This window comes from Novosphingobium sp. HR1a, from assembly GCF_015594425.1.
Classification (GTDB): Bacteria; Pseudomonadota; Alphaproteobacteria; order Sphingomonadales; family Sphingomonadaceae; genus Novosphingobium; species Novosphingobium resinovorum_A.
Genome location: NZ_JABXWS010000079.1, coordinates 17,134 through 40,845 on the forward strand (window position 1 = coordinate 17,134; position 23,712 = coordinate 40,845).

Sequence of the window (23,712 nt, forward strand, 5' to 3'; positions counted from 1 at the left end):
CATGTCGATCTTTGCCGCCCTATCGGGCCTCGCCGTGGCGCTGGTCGGGCTGCGCTGGCTGCAGACCGACGCGCGGCTGCGGGCGCGGGTCGATGGCCGGGCGACGTCCGAAGCGTCGGGTAGCGCCAGTGCGGCACGCAGCTGGCGCACCATGCGCGCACCCCGCGCGCTGCTGGCGCAGGGACGCGACAAGGCCGAGATCGAGAAGCGCCTGCGCGCGGCCGGCTACTTCGATCCGGGCGCGCTCGATATGTTCGTGGCGCTGCGACTGGGTGCGACGCTGGCGGTGATGGCCGCATCGATGGCGACCTGCTTCGTGGTCACCGGCAACCCGCTCAAGCCGATCTTCCCGACTTTTGCCCTCACCGGCCTCACCTACATCGGCGCCAAGTACGCGCTGCAGATGCGCGCGGCATCTCGTGAGCGGGTGCTGACGGCCGAGTTTCCGTTCCTCCTCGATCTCATGCTGATGATGCTGGAAAGCGGCGTCTCGCTCGACCAGTGCTTCCGCGGCATCGCCCGCGACGAGCAGGTGGCAGTGCCCAATCACGCGCGGCTGGTGGCGATGCTGGTCGATGATCTCGACCGCGGGCAGGACTACCAGGTCGCGTTCGACCGCTGGGCCGTGCGCGTCGGCGTCAGCGGCGCGCGCGAACTGGCGGCGCTGTTCCGCCAGTCGCTGTTCCAGGGCATGGAACTGGTGCCTGCCCTGCGCGAATACATCCGCGAATTCTCGCAGCGCCGGGTCGCCCGCGCCCGCGAGGCCATCGGCAAGATCACCGTGCGCATGGTCGTGCTCATGCTGGTGTTCTTCATGCCTGCGCTTTTCATCGTCCTGGCGGGGCCGCCGGTCGCCGCCATCCTCGACACGCTGCGGAGTACCGGGAAATGATCCGTCATCTGCTGCCCGCGACTGTGCTCCTGTTCGCCGCCGGTCCGGCTTTTGCTGCCGATCGTACCGCCGAAGTGCAGGAGGAGACCTCTACCCGCACCTTGTACCTGACGTTGATCCAACAAGCGCGCGCCGATGGCCGTGCCCGCGCTGCGCTGGCCTATCTCGACGATTTCGACCGCAAGCATCCCGACGATCCGCAGGCTCGCGTGCTGCGCGTCAACTGCCTGCTCGACCTCGGGCAAGTCGATGCCGCACGTACGGCACTGGGCCACATCCCGGGCAACGATCGCAGCGGCGCCGCGCTTGCCGTGCGGGGCCATGTGCTAGCCGCCGAGGGGCAATGGGCTCAGGCGGCGACGCAATACGCGGCGGCGTCGCAGGCCAGCCCGGCTGACGCCTTCATCACCAATGCGCTGGGCTATGCGCGCCTGCGGGCAGGACAGACCGCCGAGGCGGTCGAGACGCTGCGGGCCGCGCACGACCTGGCACCGGGCGATGAAGTGGTGCGCAACAACCTGGTCCTCGCGCTCACTCTCAACGGGCGGCTGGGCGAGGCCGACGCGCTGCTCTCCGGCATGACGGACGCCAAGGCGAAGTCGCAGCTGCGCCAGCAGGTAGCGGGCGAAGCCGCGCGGATCGCGGCGGCAGGCAGCGGCATCAAGGTGGCCGGGTCATGAGCCGCCTGAGGGCAACCATCCGCCGCCTGCGGCGGGACGAGCGGGGCGTCGTGGCTCCGGCCGTGGCTGTGCTGGGCGTGCCCCTGCTTCTCTCCGCCGGGCTCGCACTCGATGTGGCGCTCTACTACAGCGGCAACCGCGAACTGCGCATCGCAACGGAGGCAGCGGCGCTTGCGGCTTCGATGCGGCCGACTGACGCCCGCTCGCTGGCCGAGACTTACCTTCAGCACAACGGTTACGACCCTTCGGTAATTCGCAACGTTGAAATCGGTTACTACTGCGCGAACGACGACAGAAAAGCGGCGGACAACGCCGGTTCGCGCTTTTTCCTTCCCGGCGCCCTGCCCGCCGATTGCGCCGGCAGCGCGGTGCGCCCCAATGCGGTCCGCGTGACCACGGGCAAGGGCAGCCGACGGTTCCTGACCGGCGTGCTCGGGGACATGAGCCCTATCCCGGACCTCGCCGCCACCGCCAGCGCGGCGCGTATCGACGAGGCCGGGATTTCCGCCACGTCCGGCCTGCTCGACGTCAGCACCATGGGGGTCGGCGGGCTCCTCCACGCAGTCAACGGCGTGCTTGGCGGGTTGCTTGGTGTTTCGCTGAACTTGTCCGCATCGCAGATCGAGGCGCTGCTCGGCGGCAATGTCGATGCCGGGCTGTTCTTCGACGAACTGGCGGAGCGTTCCGGCTTCACCGGGACTTACGGCGATCTTATCAAGGGTTCCTACGACTTGCGCGATATCGTCGCGGCCGCCGCGCAGGCAGCAGGTCCGGGCGACACCCGCAATGCGCTGAACGCTTTCAACAGCTTCGTACCGGGCGGGCATCGGGTGCCGCTGCGGGGACTGTTCAAGGTCGGTGTGTGGCGCAACATGAAAGTGGGCGAAGCCGACGTGGCGCCTGCGCTGCGCGCGGGCCTCAACGCCTACCAGCTGATCAGCTACGCGGTGCAGGACGATCCGGTTGCGGTCGATCTCTCGCAGGTTATCGCCGCGGTATCTCCGCCGCCGCTGCTGACCGGCAGCCAGGTCGTAATCGCCGCCGCCGCCTCCGGGCCGGTCAACCGTCCGCGTTTCTCGTTCGGTCCGGCAGGCGAGACCGAGGTGGGCACCTCGATGCTGCGGCTCAAGGTACAGGTGACGCTGCTCAACCTGCCCCTCGGCGTCGCGCGGGCGAATGTCCCGGTGATCATCGACATCCAGTCGGCCGATGGGTCGATCTCCAGCATCGACTGCGCGCCGGGAGTGGACCAGCAGACCAACACCACGGTACGCGTCGTCGGCCATTCTTCGCTGGTCAGCGCCTACATCGGCGACATGCCGAGCTGGGCGATGGACAAGCCGCTGCTGCCGATCAAGGCGGCGGACATCACCAAGACCGAAATCCTTCACGTCGGTGTCCCGCTGCCTCTGTTGGCCCAATTGGTCAACGTCACCCTTAAGGGGAGGGCGGTGGCCGAGCCGGTGCTTGGCGGCGAAGTTCGCGGAAACACGCTGGTCTTCGGGCCGGGCACAATAGGCGGCCCTACCCGTTCGGGCACGCCGCAGTCGGTGCTCAACCAAGCGCGTATCGGCAATACCGTGCAGGGTCTCGTCAACAGCCTTACCGGGCCGGGAGGCCTGGAGCTGGATTGCCCGCTGCTGTGCGCGCTGGTCCAGCCCGTGGTCAACGGCAGCGGGCTGATCCCGGCGGTAACCCAGCCCGTAACGGGAATCGTAACCGCCGTCGTGGATCCATTGCTCACCAATGTCCTCGTGGCCCTGGGTATTCAGCTGGGGCACGGAACCTTCTGGGTCGGCGGCGTGCGCTGCGGAGTGCCGGTGCTGATCTAGTTTCAAAATATGGCGCTGCGGGAGCCCCTTCGGCCCGCATCCGCCTCTCTCGACCATGGAGGGATTTGGGGAGTGTAAGTCATGATGAATTCGATACTTAATCTCGTTGCGCGCCTTCGCACGGATGAGCGCGGCCTTACCGCAGTGGAGTACGCGGTGCTGGGCGGCATCGTTGTGGCGGCATTGGTAGCGGTCGGTACACAGTTCGACACTGATCTCCGAGGTGCGTTCACCAGCCTGTTCAACCAGACGCCGGGTTAAGGATCCGGCCGTGCGCATATCGGCAAGGGCACCGCTCCGATTGCTGAAGTGCGATAGGGGGCTCGCAGCGCTGGAGTTCGCCCTGCTGGCTCCAGCGCTGCTGGCCCTCGTGTTCTCGGTTATCGTCTATTCCATCTACTTCACGGCCCAGATCGGCGTGAGGCAGGCGGCGGCCGAAGGGGCGAGGGCAGCAGTCGCCGGTCTGTCCATCGGCGAGCGCGTCACGCTCGCACAGGAGCGGGCACAAGCGGTGATCGACAACTACGGCTCGCTGCTCGGCGGGAAATCGCAGCCGCAGATCACGGCGGGTGCAGGCGACACCAGCGGCACTTTCCGGGTCGAGGTGCGCTACGACATGAGCGGCAGTCCGATCATGAAGTACGGGGCCTTCGTGCCACTTCCCGACAGCAACGTCGCAGCCAGCGTGACGGTGACCAACGGAGGATACTGACATGGAAGCTGCAGGATATTTCTATCTTGCCTTTCTTCTGCTCGTGCTCATCCCGGTCGTGGTTCTGCCCTGGGAGGGCCGGACCACCCCGGATTGGCTGTACATGGTGCTCGCCGCGTCTGGGCTTCTCGGCGCGGCGCTGCTGAGCGGTGTTCCGGGGCTGATCCGGGCCTGCGTGGCGGGCGCGGGGAGCCTTGCCATCGCTGGCCTTGCCGTGGCGCTGCTTCGGGCGCACACTGGCGCCCGCGTGCTGACCGGCGGTCAGATCAAGCTGCTGGCCGCGGGAGCGACCTGGCTGGGTTTCAGCGGAACGTTCGCCATGGTGGCGGTAGCGCTGCTGACCCTGTTCGCGCTGGCTGCGTTCCAGAAAGCGGGCGCTGTACGGCGGCGTCCAGATGCTTCGGCGATTTTAGCGGTAGCAATCGTGTCGGTTGCCATGCAACAACATCTACCGGGAATGTGACGGGGCATTCTTAGAATATAACTGGAATGGGAAGACGCGATGCCGAAGAATTGGCGGTCACGCATTGGGGCGCTTCTTGGTCCACAGAATGCCGATGAAGAAGACAACGGAGCGGAGATCTCACAGGGAGCAACGCGAATGTCTGAAATTCCCTCGGCAATGGAAGCCGGTGTATTTCGTCAGGTGGCGCCGGTGCTTGTCGTTGACGACGACACCGACTGGGGCATGGAATGTGCCTTCGCCCTGCGGCAGATGGGATACGAGCCTTTCGTCGCATCGAACGCGGACGAGGCGCAGGCGCTGTTCCGCACGCACGACATTTCCATTGCGATCGTCGATTACAACTTGCCCGGCCTTGATGGCATCGCCCTGATTCGTGAGTTGTCGCGCTATGCCGACGAGCACGAGCGCCAGCTTCGCTTCATCATCGCGACCGGACATGCCACCAAGGATATCGCGATCGATGCCATGCGCGCATCGGCTGCGGACTTCCTTGAAAAGCCGATCAGCCCCGTCGATCTGCGCCGCGCCTTGCAACGCGTGCAGGGCCTCCCCGAAGCGGTGGGTGAGCGCAAGGTGCTGCTCGACAGAATGTCGCAACTGAGCGGAGAATTGCAGCGTCTGGCGGGCCTGATCGATGAGCCCGTGCCCTCGGCCCATCTCGGCCGACCGGCGGAAATCGCGCCGGTACTTCCGGGCGGAGAGGTCGATTCCGCGCAATTGCGAAAGTTCATCAAGGACTTGCTGCGCAAGGAAAGCAAGCGACGGGAAATCGGCGGTGGCGAACTCTTCGGCGATCCGACATGGGCGATGCTGCTCGATCTGCTGCTCGCGAAGATCGAGGCGAGGCGGGTCTCGGTGTCGAGCGCCTGCATTGCATCCGGCGCGCCGATGAGCACTGCGCTCAGACTGGTCCGCCGTCTCGTCGATGAGGATGTGCTATGTCGGCTGCCGGACGAGCAGGACAAGCGGCGGCATTTCCTGGTTATCAACCCGAAGTTCGAACAGCCGCTCATGGTTTATCTGACGGAGCAACTGCACAGCGGCGGATAAAGCTGGCCATCGGCCGCTTCGAGCGATCAAGATGGCCTGATCAGCACCTGCCGGGCCGCACGATCGATTGCGAAGCCGAACTCATCTGCATTGGCGCTGCAACTTAGCCAGTGGGCGCCCGGATGCTCCCAGTCGGCGACGGTCATCGGTTCGCCCTCGCGGTTCTGCCAGGTTACCGGTTCGGGAAACCGCTCGAACAGCGGAAGTCTCGCCGCCCTTGCGGCCGAAAGCGCGCAGGTATGCTCTTCCAGCGCCGTATCGCGTGTTGCCCAGTCGATCCAGCCTATTTCGTTGTCCTGGCAATAGGCGTTGTTGTTACCACGCTGCGTGCGCCCGAACTCGTCTCCGGCGGTCAGCATGATCGTGCCGGTCGAGGCGAACAGGGTGCCGAGCAGGGCTTCAAGATCGCGGTGCCGGGCCGCTGCCACGGCCGGGTCGTCGCTCGGGCCTTCGATGCCGTTGTTCCAGCTGAAGTTCTCGCCATGACCGTCGCGATTGTCCTCGCCGTTGGCCTGGTTGTGGCGCTGCTCGTAGGATACCGTGTCGGCAAGCGTGAAACCGTCGTGCGCGGCGAGGAAGTTTACCGAGCGGCAGCCCTCAGGCGGTGATTGCGAGCCGAAGATGTCGGTCGATCCGGCAAGGCGCGTGGCCAGCGTGCCGATATTGCCCTCGCCTTTCCAGAAGTGGCGGCCGTCGTCGCGGAAACGGTCGTTCCATTCGAGCCAGTTGGCGGGGAACTGGCCGAGTTGATAGCCTCCCGGCCCGATGTCCCATGGCTCGGCGATCAGGACCCGGTCCGCCAGCACGGCATCGGCGGCGATCTCGGCGAAGATCGGTGCATCCGAAGCGAAGCCCGGGCCGCGCGCCATGATCGGGGCAAGGTCGAACCGGAACCCGTCGATGCCGCACTGGACGACGAAATGGCGCATTGCGTGGAGTGTCAGTTCGCGGACGGCGGGATTGGCGAAGTCCAGCGTATTGCCGCACCCTGTGTCGTTGATCAGTTGTCCGTTCGGCGCATGTGCATACATCGCATTGTCAAGACCGCGCAGCGAAAGGACGCCGCCCTGCACGTCGCTTTCGCCCGAATGGTTGAACACCATGTCGAGCAGGACGCCCATCCCCGCATCATGGAGGGCGGCGACGGCCCGGCGCAGTTCCTCGACGCCGCCGGGGCACAGGCCGGGGTCCAGCGCCATCATCGCCACCGGATTGTAGCCCCACGAATTCACCAGCCCCAGCGGGGGCAGGTGCCTTTCGTCGATCCACGCCACGATCGGCATCAACTCGACGGCGGAAACATGCAGGCGGGTAAGGTGGTCCAGTACGGCTGGATGCGCCAGCGCCGCCACGGTGCCGCGCAGGGCCTCGGGGACGTCGGGGTGGAGCATGGTAAAGGCCCGCACGTTGAGTTCGTAGACCAGCCCGCCGCGCGCGAAGCGGCGCGGTTTAATCGGGGCGACCTTGATGGGTGCGGCAACGATCGATCGCGGGATGATATCGGCGGTATCGTTTCCAAAAGCAGCGAGGCGCGGGCTCTGGATAAAGCGGCGATCCAGTTCGACGGCGTAAGGGTCCACCAGCAGCTTGGACGCATCGAACCAGTGCCCCTCGGCGGGTTCCCAGCGCCCTTCCGCGCGATACCCGTAGCCTGCCCCGGAGAGGTCGGCAGGGAGGCTCAGGGTCCAGTTGTCGCCCTCGCGCTCCATCGGGTGGCGGGTTTCCTCTTCGCCGTCGAAGAGGCACAGCCACATCGCTTCGGCGCGGGGGGAGCGTACCGCGAAGCGGGTCCAGCCCGCCTCCACTCTGGCGCCGAGGCTCGTCACGCCGTCAGCGTGCGATAGAGGTCGGCGTAGGCCTTGCCGCTCGCTTCCCAGGAGAAGTCGCTTTTCATCGCGTTTTTCTGGAGGCGCTCCCAGACATCGGGCTGGGCGTGAAGCTGGACCGTACGGGTGATAGCCGCCGCCAGATCGTCGTAAGTGACGCCGTCGAACTGGACGCCGGTGGCACAGCCTGCGGCCAGGGCGGCCGGATTTGCGTCGATTACCGTGTCCGCCAGCCCTCCGGTACGCGCGACGACGGGCAGGCAGCCATAGGCAAGGCCGTAGAGCTGCGTCAGGCCACAAGGCTCGAAGCGCGAGGGGATGAGGATCGCGTCGCCGCCCGCCTGCATGCGGTGGGACAGCGCCTCGTCGTAGCCGATGCGGATGCCGACGCGGCCGGGATGGCGGGCGGCGCCTTCGATCAGGGCGCGCTCCAGCGCAGCGTCGCCGGAGCCCAGAAGTGCCAGTCTTCCGCCGATTCCGACGAGGTGGTCGAGGACGTCCGGGAGGACGTCCATACCCTTCTGCCAGGTCAGGCGGGTGACGACGATGAAGATCGGGCCGTCGCTTTCGTCGAGGCCGAATTCGGCCTCCAGGGCGCGCTTGTTGGCGCGGCGTTTGTCCAGCGTGCGGTGGCTGTAAGGGGCCGCCAAAGCCGCGTCGGAGGCCGGATTCCACACGTTTGCGTCGATGCCGTTGAGGATGCCGTGAACCGCCGCGCCGCGCTCCACGATCAGGCCTTCGAGGCCCATTCCGAACACGGTGGAGCGGATTTCGCGGGCATATGTCGGGCTGACGGTGGTGATCGCATCGGCGCTGGAGAGGCCCGCTTTCAGCATTCCCACGCCGCCGTGGTATTCGACCCCGTCGAGTGCCCATGCGCTTGAAGGAAGTTCAATTCGATCAAAGACTTCGGGAGCAAACCAGCCCTGAAAAGCCATGTTGTGGATGGTGATGACCGAACGGCACCCAGCGGCACCCAGCGGCACGTAACGCAGGTATGCGGGGGCCATGGCGGCCTGCCAGTCGTGCGCATGGAGCACATCGAAGCCCTGTGGCTTGCCCCGCTTGATGATCACCCCGCCTGCAATCTCGGCAGCGGCTTTTCCGAGAGCGGCGAAGCGCTGCCAGTTGTCGGCCCAGTCGATCCCGGCAGCGTCGGAGTAAGGGCCCCCCTCCCGTGTATAGAGAGCGGGGGCATCGAGCACCAGCAGCGGGTGGCCATCGGGCAAGGTGCCCGCCAGCAGCCGCGCCGGGGTGCCGAGCAGCGAGTCCCATGCGTGAACCACCTTGGGCCGCCGTCCCAACGCCGCCAGCACCGAGGGGTAGCCGGGCAGCAGCGTGGTCATCTCCACCCCGTGCGGGGCGAGGGCGCCGGGCAGCGCGCCCGCGACGTCGGCAAGGCCGCCGGTCTTGACCAGCGGCACCGCCTCGGAGGCAACGGACAGGACTTTCAGCGAGGTCACGGTTTCACCATCACAGTTTCACCATCACAGGCCCAGCCGGTCGATCATCGGCTTGGTGATCAGGCATACGCCGTTCTCGGTGCGGCGGAAGCGGCGGGCGTCGAGTTCGGGGTCCTCGCCGACGACCAGCCCCTCGGGGATGCGCACGCCGGAATCGACGATCACGCGCTTGAGCTGGGCGCTGCGGCCGATGTTGCAGTAGGGCAGGATCACGCCCTCTTCCACACTGGAGAAGCTGCCCATCTTCACGCCCGTCATCAGCAGAGAGCGCCGGGCCAGAGCACCCGAGACGATGCAGTCGTTCGAGATCAGCGACGAGATCGCATGGCCCCGCCGCCCGTCTTCGTCATGGACGAACTTGGCCGGCGCGGCGACCACCGAGTCCGACCAGATCGGCCATTCGCGGTCGTACATGTCGAGCTTGGGCACGGTGTCCGTCAGGTCGAGGTTGGCGTCGAAATAGGCGTCGAGCGTGCCCGCGTCGCGCCAGTATTCCTCGATCTCCTCGGCCGCACGGATGCAACTGTTGGTGAAGCGGTGGGCCTGTGCCTTGCCGTTCTTGACGATGTAGGGGATGATGTCGCCGCCGAAATCGCGCTTGCTGTCGGGGTCGGCGGCGTCGCGGCGCAGCTGCTCGAACAGGAAATCCGTGTTGAACACGTAGATGCCCATGGAAGCCAGCGCCATGTCCTCCTGTCCCGGAATGCCCGGCGGATCGGCGGGTTTCTCGACGAAGGCGGTGATGCGGTCCTCGGCATCGACGTGCATGACGCCGAAGGCCACCGCCTCCATGCGCGGCACCACGAGGCAGCCGACGGTCACGTCCGCGCCTGAGTTGACGTGCTCCTGCAACATCAACTCGTAGTCCATCTTGTAGACGTGGTCGCCCGCCAGGATCACCATGTACTTGGGCGCGTGCGGCTGGATGATGTCGATGTTCTGGTAGACCGCATCCGCCGTGCCCTCGTACCACAGCAGCTCGGAAATGCGCTGGCTGGCGGGGAGGATGTCGAAGCTCTCGTTACGCTCGGGGCGCATGAAGTTCCACGCGCGCTGCATGTGGCGGATCAGGCTATGCGCCTTGTACTGCGTGGCGACGCCGATGCGGCGGATGCCCGAGTTGATCGCGTTCGACAGCGCGAAGTCGATGATCCGGGCCTTGCCGCCGAAGTAGACGGCGGGCTTGGCGCGGTTGTCGGTCAGCTCCCTCAGGCGGCTGCCTCGTCCGCCGGCCAGGACATAGGCCATGGCATCGCGCGCGAGCGGCGAGCCGGAAGCTGGTCTCATTTTATGTCTCTCCGTAGTTATGCGTATGATTGGAAACTTGATGAGGTAATTCAGGGTATTCCCGCATCAGCCCCCTCGTTCGTCATTGCGAGCGCAGCGAAGCAATCCAGGGCGGCGTAAAACGGCCCTGGATTGCTTCGCTGCGCTCGCAATGACGAACAGGTGAGGCGGGTTCATCGTCTTATCCGGCGTATTCGAGCATGATCGTGGCCAATGGCGGCAAAGTTACCGTCGCCTGCCCGTCCAACGCCTTCACCTGACCGAGGTTGCCCTTGCCGGTGCCCCCGTAGTGGACGGAATCGCTGTTGAGCACTTCGCTCCACTTGCCGTCGATCGGCAGGGGGATGCGATACTCGACGCGCATCGTGGGCGTCATGTTGGCGATCACCGCGACAGGCTTCGCCCCCGGTGCCTTGCGCAGCCAGGCGAAGACGCAGTTCTCCTTGTCGTCGACGATCAGCCACTCGAAGCCCTCGGGATCGCAATCCCCCGCGTGAAGCGCGGGCTTGGTGCGATAGAGGCGGTTGAGATCCTTCACCAGATTGCGCACGCCTTCGTGCGCGGGGGCATCGCGCAAATCCCAGTCGAGCGCGCGCTCCTCGCTCCATTCGCGGCGCTGGGCGAATTCCTGCCCCATGAACAGCAGCTTCTTGCCCGGATAGGCCCACATGAAGGCGTAGTAGGCGCGCAGGTTCGCGAACTTCTGCCAGTCGTCGCCGCTCATCTTGCCCAGCAACGAGCCCTTGCCGTGAACCACTTCGTCATGGCTGAGCGGCAGGACGTAGTTTTCCGAGAAGGCGTAGACGAGGCCGAAGGTCAGGTCTTCATGGTGATACTTCCGATGCACGGAATCGCGCGCCATGTAGCGCAGCGTGTCGTGCATGAAGCCCATGTTCCACTTGAACCCGAAGCCCAGCGCGGTCTCGCGCCCCTTGCCGTCGCCTTCGTAGGCGGGCTGGGTGACGCCGGGCCATGCCGTCGATTCCTCGGCGATGGTCATGAAGCCGGGGTGCTCGCGGTAGACGGCGCGGTTGACTTCGCGCAGGAATTCCACCGCCTCCCAGTTCTCGCGGCCACCGTCCTGATTGGCGATCCACTCGCCCGCCTTGCGCGAGTAGTCGCGGTAGAGCATCGAGGCGACGGCATCCACGCGCAGCCCGTCGACGTGGTAGCGCTCGGCCCAGAACAGCGCGTTGTTGAGCAGGAAGCTGGCGACCTCGCGGCGGCCGAAGTTGTAGATCAGCGTGCCCCAGTCGGGCTGCTGGCCCAGCTTCGGGTCCGCATGTTCGTAAAGCGCGGTGCCGTCGAAGCGGCAGAGGCCGTGCTCGTCCTTGGGGAAGTGCGCGGGCACCCAGTCGAGCAGGACGCCGATGCCCGCCCGGTGCGCGCCGTCGACGAAGCGGGCGAAGCCGGCAGGTTCCCCGAAGCGCGAAGTCGGGGCGTAGAGGCCGGTCGTCTGGTAACCCCACGAAGGATCGTAGGGGTGCTCGCTGATCGGCAGGAACTCGATATGGGTAAAGCCCATCTCGACCACGTAGGGGATCAGTTCGTCGGCCAGCGCATCCCAGTCGAGGAACCAGTTCCAGCGGTCGCGCTTCCACGAACCGGGGTGGACCTCGTAGATCGAGACCGGCACCTTGCGGGCGTCGACGGTGGCCCAGTGCTCGCGGTGGGCCTTGTCGCCCCAGTCGAGCTTGGCCGGAACGGCGGTGACCGAGGCGTTGTCCGGCCGGATTTCCGACATGAAGGCGAAGGGATCGGCTTTCAGCGGCTGCACCATGCCGTCGGCGCCGACCACGTGGTACTTGTAGGCGCGGTAATCGCCGATGTCGGGGATGAAGATTTCCCACACGCCGATATCGGCGCGGGCGCGCATGACGTGGCGCTTGGCGTCCCAGTCGTTGAAGTCGCCCACCACGCTGACCTGCCGGGCGTTGGGCGCCCAGACCGCGAAGTGGACGCCGTGTGCGCCCTCATGCTCGATCAGGTGCGCGCCCAGCTTGTCGAAAAGGCGGTAATGCGTGCCTTGCGCGATCAGCAGGTCGTCCACCGGGCCGAGGACCGGGCCGAAGGTATATGGGTCGGTTACAAGCCAGTCATGCCCGTGCGCTGTGCAGCGGTAGCGGATCGGCTGCGGCTTGATACGTAGCCGTCCTTCGAACAGGTAGCGCGGATCGACCTTGTCGAGCTTGCCGAGCCAGTGCCCGTCGAGGCTGAACGCCTCGACAGTCTCGGCGCCCGGAAGGATCGCCCTCAGGTGCGTCCCGTCCGGCCCGGCATGGGTGCCGAGCAGCGAGAACGGATCTGCGTTGGTTCCTAGAAGCAGGGATTCGAGAGCGCTTTCCGTTGGCTTCACAGAACTTTCCAGATGTCCTTGGCGTACTCGGAGATAGTACGGTCCGAGGAGAACCAACCGACGTTGGCGATGTTCCGGATTGCCGAGGCGCGCCAGCCCGCCTTGTTCTCCCACCGCGCGTCGACTTCGCGCTGGGCGGCGGTGTAGCTGTCGAAATCGGCGGCGCACATGAACCAGTCATGCTCGTAGATGCCGTTGACCAGCCCTTCGTAGCGGTGCGGATCGTCGTGCGAGAACACGCCCGAGGCGATGGCCGACAGGGCCTGCCCCAGCTCGCGCGATTCCTCGATGATGGCGCGGGGGTTGTAGCCCTCGGCGCGCTTGGCGGCGACTTCCTCGGCGGTGAGGCCGAAGATGACGATGTTCTCGTCTCCGACGTGTTCCTTGATCTCGACGTTGGCGCCGTCGAGCGTGCCGATCGTCAGCGCGCCGTTGAGGGCGAATTTCATGTTGCCCGTGCCCGAGGCTTCCATGCCCGCGGTCGAGATCTGCTCCGACAGGTCGGCGGCGGGGATGATCCGCTCGGCCAGGCTGACATTGTAGTTGGGCACGTAGACGACCTTGAGCAGCCCGCCCACCGAGGGGTCGGAATTGACGCGCCGGGCGATGTCGTTGGCCAGCTTTATGATGAGCTTGGCGTTGTGGTAGCTCGACGCCGCCTTGCCGCCGAAGATCTTGACGCGCGGCACCCAGTCGCGCTCGGGATGGCTGCGGATCTGGTCGTAGAGCGCGACCGTCTCGATCAGGTTGAGCAGTTGGCGCTTATATTCGTGGATGCGCTTGATCTGGACGTCGAACATCGCGTCGGGATCGAGGCGGATGCCCATCGTGCGCTTGATGTAGTCCGCCAGCGCGACCTTGTTCGATCGCTTGACCTCGGCGATGCGCTCACCAAGCGCGGCGTCGTCCGCCAGCGCGTTGAGGTCGGACAGCTTCGCCGCGTCGTCCAGGAATTCAGGGCCGATGGCGTCCCTGATGACCTTGGTGAGCCCCGGATTGCACTGCTGCAGCCAGCGGCGCGGGGTGACGCCGTTGGTCTTGTTGTTGATCCGGCTCGGGTAGAGCGCGTGGAGATCGGCGAAGACCGTCTCCTTCATCAGGTCGGTATGCAGCGCGGCGACGCCGTTGATCGAGTGCGCGCCCACGAACGCGAGGTTCGCCATGCGCACGCGGCGCTCCCCGCTCTCGTCGATGAGGCTGATCGCGGCGATCTGCGCGTCGGTCAGGCCCGCCTTACGCGCTTCGCGCAGGACGCGGCTGTTGATCGCGTAGATGATCTGCATGTGGCGCGGCAGCAGGCGCTCGAACAGCGGCAGCGGCCAGGTTTCCAGCGCCTCGGGCAGAAGGGTGTGGTTGGTGTAGGAGATGGTCTTCTTGGTGACCTCCCACGCCTCGTTGAACTCCAGCCCTTCGAGGTCGACCAGAACGCGCATCAGTTCGGCGACGGCGACCGAGGGATGCGTGTCGTTGAGCTGGATCGCGGCCTTGTCCGGCAGGGTGCGGATATCGCCCTCGTACTGGACGTGGCGGCGCACGATGTCCTGGATCGAGGCGGCGGTGAAGAAATACTCCTGCCGCAGCCGCAGTTCCTGGCCCGCCGGGCTGGAGTCGGCCGGATAGAGCACGCGCACCAGCGCCTCGGCCCGCACCTTCTCCGCCAGCGCGCCGAAGTGGTCGCCGGCGTTAAAGGCGTCGAGCTTCAGCGGGTCGATCGGGTTGGCGGTCCACAGCCGCAGCGTGTTGACGCGCTTGCCGCGCCAGCCGACCACCGGGGTATCGACGGCGGTGGCGTCCACTTCCTCGGCCGCGTTCCACATGACACCGTCGCCCTTGGCGATTACCTCACCGCCGAAGCCGATGCGGTAGGTGCTCTCCAGCCGCTCGAACTCCCACGGGTTGCCGTGAGCGAGCCATGTCTCGGGCAGTTCGACCTGCCAGCCGTCGTCGATGCGCTGGCGGAACATGCCGTTCACGTAGCGGATGCCGTAGCCGTAAGCCGGAATGTCGAGCGTCGCGAGGCTCTCCATGAAGCACGCCGCCAGACGCCCGAGGCCGCCGTTGCCGAGCGCCGCGTCGGGCTCCAGCTCCTCCAGTTCGGCAAGGTCGAGGCCGAAGGAAGCGAGGGCCTTCTCCATGTCGCGCGTGACGCCCAGGTTCGAGAGCGCGTCGCGCAGCAGGCGACCGATCAGGAACTCCATCGAGAGGTAGTAGACGCGCTTGCCGCCCGCTTCGTACGTCCGCTGGGTCGATTCGATCCATGCGTCGATGATGTGATCGCGCAAGGTCAGGATCGAGGATGCGTACCAGTCATGCTGCTTGGCCGCGCGCTGATCCTTGCCGATGCGGCGACGCAGGACGCGCAGGATGTCCTTTTCCATCTGCGAGACGGCGTCTTGCTTGATGTCGGACACGGGTTCGCTGGCCATGAGCACACTCCATAGCAGGCCATGCCGACGTACCGAATACGGCTCGACGGGACGGGCCGGTTGATGCCAGGACGAAGGCGACGCCCCCTTCCCGTTCCTAAGGAGTAATGGCTAGCACAGGCTTGCGATGCGGCAAGAGAGATTGTGCAGTGCGGCAATGATTTTCCTGCCCGGGAAAGACCGGAGCCGCGCAAGGCAGCCCCGGCCTCCTGCATGGACCTAGCGGTCCTCCTCCCAGGTGCAGTCCTTGATCTCGATGCCGAGGTCGGCGACCAGCTTGCGCATGCCGAGGACGTCGAACAGCACTTCGCCCTCGCCGATACGGCGGCGGAACTCGACCTCGTTGGCTGCGCGGGCCTCGGCATTCGTGACGGCCAGTTCCAGCAGCGCGCGCGGGATCACCAGAACGCCGTCCGAATCGCCGACGATCAGGTCGCCCGGCTCCACCAGCACGCCATCGACCACGATCGGCACGTTGACCGCAGCCGGGCCGCGCTTCTTGGGGTGTTCGGGAGAGACGGCGGTAGACCAGACCGGATAGCCGAGGTCCCGGATCGCATCGACGTCGCGCGTGGCGCCATGGACGACGGTGCCGACGAGGCCCTTCTTCTGCGCGAACGTGCAAGCGACGTCGCCCCACAGCGCGCCTTGATGCCCGCCACCGTTGGTCAGGACCAGCACGTCACCCGCCTCGGCGGTATAGAGTGCGGCATGGATGGCGAGGTTATCGCCCGGGAAGTTCCACGCCGTCACCGCTGGGCCGCAGACCTTCTGGCCGGGCGCGATGGGGACCATGGCCGGGCTCATCAGGCACATGCGCCCGGCGATCTCGCCAAGGCCTTCGTGCAAGTCGGCGATGCCGAACTTCGCGGCGCGGGCGATGAGCGCCGGGTCGGGGCGGTGCACCCTGGCATAGATCACGGACTTGGTGGGCACGGTCACGGCAGAACCTCCGGGTTGAGCAGGGTGGCGGGGACTTCGCCCCGGCTGACGGTGTCGATGACGGCGGCGACATGAAGCGCCATGTCCTTCATCCCCGCCTCGGTCACGCCCGCGACGTGGGGCGAGAGCAGGCAGTTGGAGAGGCCGAACAACGGGTGGTCGGCAGCGGGCGGTTCGTCGGCGAAGACGTCGATTCCCGCTCCGGCGATCTGGCCGCAGCGTAGCGCCTCGGCCAGCGCCGCCTCGTTGACGATCCCTCCGCGAGAGCAGTTCACCAGCAGCGCGTGCGGCTTCATCATGCCCAGTTCGACGGTATCGATGAGGTTGCGGGTGCCCTCGGTCAGGGGCACGTGAATGGATACGATGTCGCAGCCGAGCACGCCCGTCAGGTCTGCCGGTTCGACACCTGCGGCGCGCACTTCAGCATCGGACACCACAGGATCAAAGGCCAGCACCTCACACCCGAACCCGGCGCCGCAGATCTTGGCGACTTGCCGGGCGATCCGGCCGAAGCCGATCAGACCGACGCGGGCACCGGTGAGGTCGCCGAGGCGGATGCCCCAACGTTCGTCCCAGCGCCCCTCGCGCACGAGGGCATCCATATCGCGCGTGCGGCGCAGTAGGCCGAGCATCAGCGCCACCGCGCCTTCCGCGACAGCGGTGGAGTTGTTGCCGCCCGGCGTGTTGGCGACCATCACCCCTTGCTGGGTAGCGGCGGGAATGGCGATGTTGTCCACGCCGGCACCGTGCTTCACGATGGCTTTGAGGCTGTGCATCGCCCCGAAGATTTCTGGCCCCAGCGGGCTGGTGCGGATGACGAGCACGGTCGTTTCGGCCACTCTGGGATCGTCGAGTCCGATGACGTCATGCGCCGCCGCGATGCGCTCCACTCCTGACGGATGGATCGGGTCGACGATGCAGACGCGCTCTCGGAAGGGGGTGGGGGTATCCTTGGACATTGTTGTTGATGTATACCATCGGGACGATTTCGGATGGCCTGACGGTGAAAGGCCTTTGCCGCAGGGTCAAGCTGCAATACGGTTGACGGCCCATAACATGTATCCGATCCCGGCACTTCCCGTCCGGGCGATCAATCGAAGGAGAGGACAATGTTCGCCGCCCCGCCCGCCGTCACCGCGGAAGTGTTCTGCCGTATTCCCGACAAGTTCCGCCGCTTCGGCGAAAGTACGCAGTGGGCGCAGGTCCAGCTTCACGGCGCCGCCGCACCTGTGTTCCTCGAAGGTCCGGTCTTCGATGCGGCGGGCAACCTGTGGGTCACCGACATTCCCTGGGGCCGACTGTTCCGGATCAGCCCGGATGGGACATGCGAGGTGGGTTTCGAATACGACGGCCAGCCCAACGGCATGAAATTCCTGAGCGACGGCCGCCTGCTGGTGGCCGACCACCACAAGGGCATGGTCATCTGCGACCCCGCCACCGGCCGGTCGGAGACGTGGTTCGATCGCTATCTGCTCGAACCGTTCCTGGGCTGCAACGACCTGACGATCGCGAAGAACGGCGACATCTGGTTCACCGACCAGGGCCAGTCCGGCTGGCAGAACCCCAAGGGCCGCCTGTTTCGCGTCCGCGCCGGGACCGGGCGGCTGGAATTGATGCTGGACGGCATTCCCAGCCCCAACGGCCTCGTGCTCAACAAGGCGGAGACCGCGCTTTACCTTGCCGTGACGCGCGCCAATGCGGTGTGGCGTTGTCCTCTCGTCAATGGCGGCGAGGTGATCTCCAAGGTCGGGACCTATATCCAGCTTTCCGGCGGCTCCGGTCCGGACGGGCTGACCATCGACGAGAACGACAACCTCGTCGTCTGCCATGTCGGCTTCGGCGCGGTGTGGCTGTTCTCCGACCGGGGTGAGCCGATGCTGCGGATCGACGTGCCGGAAGGGCGCTACACCACCAACGCGGCCTATGGCGGGCCGGGGAACAGGTGGCTGTTCTTTACGGAATCGAGCACCGGGACGGTCTACAAGGTCGAGATGCCGGTGGCCGGTCGGGCGATCCACGCGGCAACGATCTAAAGTTCCTCACCGAGCTTGCTCGGGGAGGGGGACCGGCGACGTAGTCGGTGGTGGAGGGGGAGAGTTCGAACAATTCCCCCTCCGTCAGCCCTGACGGGCTGCCACCTCCCCGAGACAAGCTCGGAGAGGAATTAGGCGGCTGTCAGGCCTGCCGCCGCAATCCCCGCGAAGGCCGCTTCCTCGTCCTTGTCCGAGAGGTCACCGCTGACGCCGACCGCGCCGAGCAGCACGCCCGCCTCGTCACGCACCAGCACGCCGCCTGCCGCCGGGATCAGCTTGCCGTGCCACGCGGCCGACAGCGCCGCCATGAATTGCGGGCGTTCCGCCGCCATGTCGCCGAGCTTGCGGCTGGACACGCCCATCGCCAGCGCGCCCGCCGCCTTGCCTGCGGCAATGTCCGGGCGGCCATAGCCTGAGCCGTCCTCGCGCTCCATGGCGACGAGGTGGCCGCCGGCGTCGAGCACCACCACGGTCAGCGGATTGAGCCCCATCTCGCGGCCCCTTGCACGGGTAGCGGTGATCAGGCTGCGGGATTGTTCAAGGGTAATCATGCGCACGGGTTCTCCGGAATCAGAGGGCGAACCTTGGGAAAGGCGGCACTTGCCTGCCCATCCAGTGCGGATTTTACAAGCGCCCGCTCACTCCGCCGTGAGCGGTATCGCCCCCCCGTCGCCGATCATGTGCCCGTAGCGCAGCAGGCTGGTGCGGGTGCGGCGGATGTGCATGACGAGGGCGGCCTGCGCGGTCTCGACCTCGCGCTTGGCGATAGCGTCGTAGAGCAGCTGGTGCTCCAGATCGTGCGTGCGTCCAGACGGGCTTTTCGTTCCCGGCGTGGGGCTTGCCGCTGCCCCTGACATCGCCAGCTTCATGTAGGCGCGGCGATAGCTTTGCGTCGTGTCCCAGACCCGCTCGACGATCTGCGCGAGCAGCGGGGTCGAATGACGGCGATAGGTGATCCAGTGGAATTCGCGGCCCAGCGCGATCGCCTCGTCGATGTCGGCGGTCTGCTCGTTGCGCTCCATGACGTCGCGCAGGTCGGCAAGGTCGGCTTCGGTCAGGTGCGGCACGCTGTCGGCGAGCAGCAGCGGCTCGATCCGCTCGCGGATTTCGTAGGACACCTCGAGGTCGCGCCGCGTGAGGCTGGTGACGCGCGCTCCGGCATTGGCGCGCATGGTGACGAGACCGCGCGCTTCGAGGATGCGCAGGGCATCGCGCACCGGGATGCGGCTGGTGGAGAGTTCGTCCGCCAGTTCGTCCTGTTTGATCCGCGCGCCGGGGGGGAGGGCGCCCGATAGGATACGTTCGGCGAGGATGTCAGCGACGCGCTGGCTGGCGACGCCCTGGGGTACGGCAAGGTCTTTGGTCATGGCGTCGCTTCGCGTTTTGGATACGATCCGGGGCATAGACCGTTATGAAGGGGTGCGCAAACGGGTACTTAACGGCACCCAAGGGTGCTCTAAGCGTGTCCCAAGGGGCACTCAACGGCACCTAGGAGTACTCTAAGGGCGGCCTATGCAGGCGATCCGGCATGCCTGAGCCACCGAGTCATCGCACATCCGTCATCCCGGACTTGGTCCCGGGACCGTCGAGTGCTCTGGAGACGAGAACTGGCGACTGGAGCCTGCAAAGCCGCGCCATCTATCGAGTTCACGCGGCTCTGCCAGCGATCCCGGCTTTCGCCGGGATGACGATCTCCGCTCAGTGCTGCGCCCACTCCACGCGGTAGAGATCGAAGCGGCGGTCCTTGAGGTTCTGCACCGCGCCCGACTGACGCGCCGTCAGCAGGGCATCGAGGCTGAGATCGGCGATCGCGATCGTCTCGGTATTGGCCGCCGCTTCCGCCGCCACGCCATCGCGCGAGAACGGGAAGTCGCTCGGCGTCAGGATCGCGCTTTCGGCATAGTGGACGTCCATGTTCTCGACGTTGGGCAGGTTGCCCACCACGCCCGAGGTGACGACGTAGCACTGGTTCTCCACCGCGCGGGCCTGCGCGCAGTAGCGCACGCGCAGGTAGCCGCGCCGCTCGTCGGTGCAGAACGGCACGAACAGCATCAGCGCGCCCTGGTTGACGAGGTGGCGGGCCAGTTCGGGGAACTCGCTGTCGTAGCAGATCATCACTCCGATCGGCCCGCAGTCGGTGGGGATCACATTGGCGCCGTAGCCGCCCTTGATGTTCCACCAGCGCCGTTCCGAAGGGGTGGGGTGCAGTTTCTGCGTCTCGTGCACCGCGCCGTCGCGCAGGAAGGTATAGGCGATGTTGCGGATCTCGCTCTTGCCGCCCTTTAGCTTCACGCGGGTGGGGTGCGAGCCGCCGATGATGTTGATGTTGTAGCTGACCGCCATGCGCGCCATGAACTCGACGAAGCGCTCGGTGTATTCGGCGATCTTCTCGATCGCCTCGACCGGCTGCAGCTTTGTCTCCTCGATGGACAGCAGTTCGAGGGTGAACAGTTCGGGGAACACCACGAAGTCGCTCTCGTAATCGGCGGCCACGTCGATCCAGTATTCCACCTGGGCCTCAAACTCGTCGATGGTGGCGATCTTGCGCATCTGGAACTGCACGGTGGCGACGCGCACGCTGGAAGGCACGCGCTCCTTGAGGCCGGGCACCGACTTGCCGGTGTCCAGCGGGGCGAGCGGGTTGGTCCAGTACATCAGCACCGCATTGCCGCCGCTCTCGCGGTCGGTGGGGATGTAGTCGGGCAGGATGCCGCGCGGCTCGTAGCCCTCGTTCATCTGGAAGTTGATGACCTGGTCGCGGATCTTCTTGTCGCGCACCGCCTGCACGTAGTCGGCCGGATCGGGATAGGCGCGCTTGCGGCGGTAGTAGCCGGGCATGCGGCCGGCGAAGGCGATGCCCTTCAGCTCGAAATACTGGCAGACCTCGCGGCGCTTGCGGTAGAGGCGCTGGCCGATGCGCAGGCGGCGGTAGTCGGGATCGACGCAGACCTCGAAGCCGTAGAGTACGTCGCCTTCGGGCGCAGGCGGGCGGCCGTAGCCGCCGTTGCTGATCTCTTCCCAGGTATGCGGCTTGAAGGCGAGGTCGGAGGTGACGATCATCGTCGCGCAGTGGCCGACGACCTTGCCTTCGTACTCGGCCACGAACTGGCCTTCGGGGAAATTGATGACCTGCCCGCGGATTTCGGCGCGGGTGAAGGCATCGGCCTTGCCGTAGACCTTGACGGAGAGACGGGCGATCGCGGCGGCGTCCGCGACGGTCGCTTCGCGGATGATGAGCTTGGCTTTGGTCTGGTCCATGAGCGCTGTTCTACGCATTGCGGCGCGGAAGGTTCCAGTCCGTAATCCTCTGGAGCGGATTCATTTTTTCTCAGGCGACGCGGGATACATGGGGCGCCCGGGCCGTTGTCTTCCCTGAAAGGAGACTGCCCCATGAGTGCAACCCTTTACGCTCTCGCACTGTTCGCCTGTTCGGACGACGGCACCGCCTGCCAGCGGCTGGAGACGCCGGTGCGGACTTACGAGACGCGCGGTTCCTGCGATGCCGGTATCGACAGTGCGCTCGATACCGAAGCCGCCCGCAAGGCCGAGGCGCCCACCGTCTACGCGCAGTGCCTGACGAGCAGGCAGATGGCCTCGATCGGCAAGGGCACCATCGACCTCACGCGGGTCAATGGCGCGCGATTTGCCAGCGCCGGGTTCTAAGGCCGGTTCTTTTCCCAACTCGTCATTGCGAGCGAAGCGAAGCAATCCAGGGCCGCGTAGACCGCCCTGGATTGCTTCGCTTCGCTCGCAATCACGAAACTGAGGATCACCCCCGGCCGCGATAACCCGGTACACCCTGATCGGGCACCCAGAGCCCGGCGGGCGGTGCGTCCGATTGCCAGAACACGTCGATCGGGATACCGCCGCGCGGATACCAGTAACCGCCAATGCGCAGCCACAGCGGCTTCATCTCGTTGAACAGGCGCTGGCCGATGCCGACGGTTACGTCCTCGTGGAAGGCGCCGTGATTGCGGAACGAGCCGAGGAAGAGCTTGAGGCTCTTCGATTCGACGATGGTTTCGCCGGGCGCATAGTCGATCACCAGATGCGCGAAGTCGGGCTGTCCGGTCACCGGGCAGAGCGAGGTGAATTCGGGCGCGGCGAAGCGGACGAGATAGAGGCTGCCGACGCGCGGGTTCGGAACGTAATCGAGCTGGGCTTCCTCCGGCGAAGCGGGGAGTCCGCTCTGCTGGCCGAGGTGGAGGGGGAAAGAGGTGTCAGTCATGACCCGGCAATGCCGCCAAGGACGCGCGAACGCAAGTATGTCGCAGGTGGCCCATATGTCACACCGGCGATGGACGATGGCATGCCACGTCTTGTCGTGTGGGCGGGAGGCATTAACTGAGGGTTCACACGAAGTTTGGCGAAGACCGAAGATACCATGAGGGGCACGAATTCAATCATAGCGCGCGCGGCGATCTCGACCGCGCTGGCCGCAATTCTCGCGGGGCCTGTCGGTGCCCAGTCGAGCGGCACCACCTGGAGCCTTCCCGAGCCGACCGCGACCCCGAGTTCGCGGGCACAAGGTCCGGTCGACGCGCAGAACCCGCTTCTGCGGCCGCGCAATGCCGCGCCCGAACCGGTGCCGACCATTGCCGCACCCCCGCCGCAGGTCCAGCCATCCGCTCAGCCTCCGCGCGTCCAGCCCACCGTGCAGCCCTCCGCGACGCCGCGCCCCACGCCGACGAGAACGCCGAACCCGGCAGCCAGCCCCAGCGCGCCCGAACCGCGCGCTTCGGCGACGGCCGAGCCGCAGGGCACTCCCTCGGCTTCCGCGCCGGTCGCGCCCGAACCGTTACCGACGCCGATCCCTGCGCCCTCGGCGGTCGAAACGCCCACGACAGCACCTGCCCCTGCGCCTCTCGCTCCGGCCTCGCAGCAGGGCTTGCCCATATGGGTATGGGCAAGCCCGGCAGTGCTAGTCGTCCTGGGCGCCCTTGCGTTCTTTCTGCGGCGCAAGCGCCCGGCCGAGGAAGCGGAAGATTGGCCCGAAGTGCAGGAGGTCGCCGAACCCGTCGCGCCTCCTGTTCCGAAGCCTGCCCCCGTTCCGCAGCCGGAATTCGCCAGCCCGCCGGTCCCGCCGCGCCCCGCTCCGGTCCCGCCGCCAGCCGCTGCGCCGGAAGCCGTCGACATCGCCTTCGAGCCGGTCGGCCTGCGCCTCTCGCTGGTCTTCGCGACGCTGCAGTACCGGGTGACGCTGACGGCGGGCACCGACCTCCCGGCCGGCCACCTGATCGGCGACATGATCGGCGCACATGGCTCGCTGACCTCCGAGCAGCAGCTTGCCCCGTCGCTGGAGACGATGATGCCGCTCAAGCCGGTGCCTGCCCTTGCGGCGGGGGAGAGCGTTACCCTCACCGGCGAAGTGCAGTTGCCGCTCAGCGCCATTAGGCCGCTGCAGCGCGCGAATGCGTCGTTCTTCGTGCCGCTGCTGCGTGTGGGCGTAGTCTTCGCCGAGACCGTCGCGCCCGTCCGCCGCGTCTTCACGCTGGGCATCGCCGGAGGCCCCGCGCTGGCGCCGCTGCGGCTCGACACCGGCCCGATGGAGCACCGCGATCTCGGCGCGCGCGAGGTGCCGGAGGCGCGCGCCTATCCGGTTCTGCCGGGCACGCTGCGCAAGGCGGTCTGAGGCGTACCGATCCTAGCTCCGTCGTCACCCTGAAACACGTTGAGGGTGACGAAGTGAAACAGCTCAAGGGTCTGGCCTCTCCTTCACCTAACCCCTTTCCCGGAACGCGGAAAAT

At 66.2% G+C, this 23,712-nt stretch carries 21 protein-coding genes; 10 read left to right on the top strand and 11 right to left on the bottom strand.

The features are described 5' to 3' along the window. Position 1 precedes the first annotated feature (1 nt). The 7 genes from HWN72_RS21565 (at position 2) to HWN72_RS21595 (ending at position 5,632) form a co-directional block, all read left to right on the top strand. On the top strand, positions 2-892 hold the full coding sequence (locus HWN72_RS21565) for a type II secretion system F family protein (protein WP_248006217.1): 891 nt from the start codon (positions 2-4) through the stop codon (positions 890-892). Further along, entirely contained in the window at positions 889-1,572 is a 684-nt protein-coding gene (locus HWN72_RS21570; protein WP_036527872.1) for a tetratricopeptide repeat protein, read from the top strand. Before HWN72_RS21565 ends, HWN72_RS21570 begins: the two co-directional genes overlap by 4 nt. Further along, the gene (locus HWN72_RS21575) at positions 1,569-3,404 is read left to right on the top strand and encodes a TadG family pilus assembly protein (protein ID WP_036527870.1); all 1,836 of its coding nucleotides are present in this window, start codon (positions 1,569-1,571) and stop codon (positions 3,402-3,404) included. The genes HWN72_RS21570 and HWN72_RS21575 overlap by 4 nt, the downstream gene beginning before the upstream one ends. Before the next feature lie 84 nt (positions 3,405-3,488). Further along, positions 3,489-3,665 carry a Flp family type IVb pilin gene (locus HWN72_RS21580; protein WP_036527985.1) on the top strand — a complete coding sequence of 59 codons (177 nt, stop codon included), beginning with the start codon at positions 3,489-3,491 and terminating at the stop codon, positions 3,663-3,665. 10 nt (positions 3,666-3,675) lie between these two features. Continuing rightward, on the top strand, positions 3,676-4,116 hold the full coding sequence (locus HWN72_RS21585) for a TadE/TadG family type IV pilus assembly protein (protein WP_036527869.1): 441 nt from the start codon (positions 3,676-3,678) through the stop codon (positions 4,114-4,116). Between the two features lies 1 nt (position 4,117). Then, the gene (locus tag HWN72_RS21590) at positions 4,118-4,579 is read left to right on the top strand and encodes a hypothetical protein (protein ID WP_008831498.1); all 462 of its coding nucleotides are present in this window, start codon (positions 4,118-4,120) and stop codon (positions 4,577-4,579) included. Positions 4,580-4,717: 138 nt separating this feature from the next. Further along, the gene (locus HWN72_RS21595) at positions 4,718-5,632 is read left to right on the top strand and encodes a response regulator (protein WP_081799121.1); all 915 of its coding nucleotides are present in this window, start codon (positions 4,718-4,720) and stop codon (positions 5,630-5,632) included. 26 nt (positions 5,633-5,658) lie between these two features. Here HWN72_RS21595 and glgX read toward each other — a convergent pair whose 3' ends face one another. From glgX to HWN72_RS21630, 7 genes are all read right to left on the bottom strand, one after another. Then, a complete protein-coding gene (gene glgX / locus HWN72_RS21600; protein ID WP_211151321.1) occupies positions 5,659-7,458 on the bottom strand; it encodes a glycogen debranching protein GlgX in 1,800 nt (599 codons plus the stop codon). Further along, positions 7,455-8,921, bottom strand: a complete 1,467-nt coding sequence (gene glgA / locus HWN72_RS21605) for a glycogen synthase GlgA (RefSeq protein ID WP_036527863.1) — start codon at positions 8,919-8,921, stop codon at positions 7,455-7,457. Before glgA ends, glgX begins: the two co-directional genes overlap by 4 nt. Before the next feature lie 24 nt (positions 8,922-8,945). Then, positions 8,946-10,208 (bottom strand): glucose-1-phosphate adenylyltransferase, encoded by a 1,263-nt coding sequence (gene glgC / locus HWN72_RS21610; RefSeq protein WP_211151322.1) that lies wholly within the window; start codon positions 10,206-10,208, stop codon positions 8,946-8,948. Positions 10,209-10,389: 181 nt separating this feature from the next. After that, on the bottom strand, positions 10,390-12,564 hold the full coding sequence (gene glgB, locus HWN72_RS21615) for a 1,4-alpha-glucan branching protein GlgB (protein ID WP_036527861.1): 2,175 nt from the start codon (positions 12,562-12,564) through the stop codon (positions 10,390-10,392). Beyond that, positions 12,561-14,990 carry a glycogen/starch/alpha-glucan phosphorylase gene (locus tag HWN72_RS21620; RefSeq protein WP_036527858.1) on the bottom strand — a complete coding sequence of 810 codons (2,430 nt, stop codon included), beginning with the start codon at positions 14,988-14,990 and terminating at the stop codon, positions 12,561-12,563. The genes glgB and HWN72_RS21620 overlap by 4 nt, the downstream gene beginning before the upstream one ends. Positions 14,991-15,209: 219 nt before the next feature. Next, positions 15,210-15,932 carry a 4-carboxy-4-hydroxy-2-oxoadipate aldolase/oxaloacetate decarboxylase gene (locus HWN72_RS21625; protein ID WP_036527857.1) on the bottom strand — a complete coding sequence of 241 codons (723 nt, stop codon included), beginning with the start codon at positions 15,930-15,932 and terminating at the stop codon, positions 15,210-15,212. Further along, entirely contained in the window at positions 15,929-16,891 is a 963-nt protein-coding gene (locus HWN72_RS21630; RefSeq protein ID WP_036527855.1) for a hydroxyacid dehydrogenase, read from the bottom strand. Before HWN72_RS21630 ends, HWN72_RS21625 begins: the two co-directional genes overlap by 4 nt. Positions 16,892-17,041: 150 nt before the next feature. On the opposite strand from HWN72_RS21630, the gene HWN72_RS21635 reads away from it, so the two are divergent. Then, entirely contained in the window at positions 17,042-17,965 is a 924-nt protein-coding gene (locus HWN72_RS21635; protein ID WP_036527854.1) for an SMP-30/gluconolactonase/LRE family protein, read from the top strand. Between the two features lie 131 nt (positions 17,966-18,096). On the opposite strand, the gene HWN72_RS21640 is transcribed toward HWN72_RS21635, so the two are convergent. The 3 genes from HWN72_RS21640 to HWN72_RS21650 all read right to left on the bottom strand — a co-directional run bounded on the left by HWN72_RS21640 (position 18,097) and on the right by HWN72_RS21650 (position 21,223). Further along, entirely contained in the window at positions 18,097-18,516 is a 420-nt protein-coding gene (locus HWN72_RS21640) for a heme-binding protein (protein WP_036527851.1), read from the bottom strand. Between the two features lie 87 nt (positions 18,517-18,603). Then, on the bottom strand, positions 18,604-19,332 hold the full coding sequence (locus HWN72_RS21645) for a GntR family transcriptional regulator (RefSeq protein WP_036527849.1): 729 nt from the start codon (positions 19,330-19,332) through the stop codon (positions 18,604-18,606). A 331-nt stretch (positions 19,333-19,663) separates the two neighbouring features. Next, positions 19,664-21,223, bottom strand: a complete 1,560-nt coding sequence (locus HWN72_RS21650) for a carbon-nitrogen hydrolase family protein (protein WP_069709413.1) — start codon at positions 21,221-21,223, stop codon at positions 19,664-19,666. A 132-nt stretch (positions 21,224-21,355) separates the two neighbouring features. Between HWN72_RS21650 and HWN72_RS21655 the strand changes: the two genes are divergently transcribed. Then, positions 21,356-21,628, top strand: coding sequence for a hypothetical protein (locus HWN72_RS21655; protein ID WP_008832353.1), 273 nt, complete (start codon positions 21,356-21,358; stop codon positions 21,626-21,628). Between the two features lie 106 nt (positions 21,629-21,734). On the opposite strand, the gene queF is transcribed toward HWN72_RS21655, so the two are convergent. Then, positions 21,735-22,193 carry a preQ(1) synthase gene (gene queF, locus HWN72_RS21660; protein WP_036527844.1) on the bottom strand — a complete coding sequence of 153 codons (459 nt, stop codon included), beginning with the start codon at positions 22,191-22,193 and terminating at the stop codon, positions 21,735-21,737. Positions 22,194-22,349: 156 nt separating this feature from the next. Here queF and HWN72_RS21665 point away from each other — a divergent pair, with 156 nt between their 5' ends. After that, positions 22,350-23,597 carry a hypothetical protein gene (locus HWN72_RS21665; RefSeq protein WP_197524487.1) on the top strand — a complete coding sequence of 416 codons (1,248 nt, stop codon included), beginning with the start codon at positions 22,350-22,352 and terminating at the stop codon, positions 23,595-23,597. The last annotated feature ends 115 nt before the right edge of the window (positions 23,598-23,712 follow it).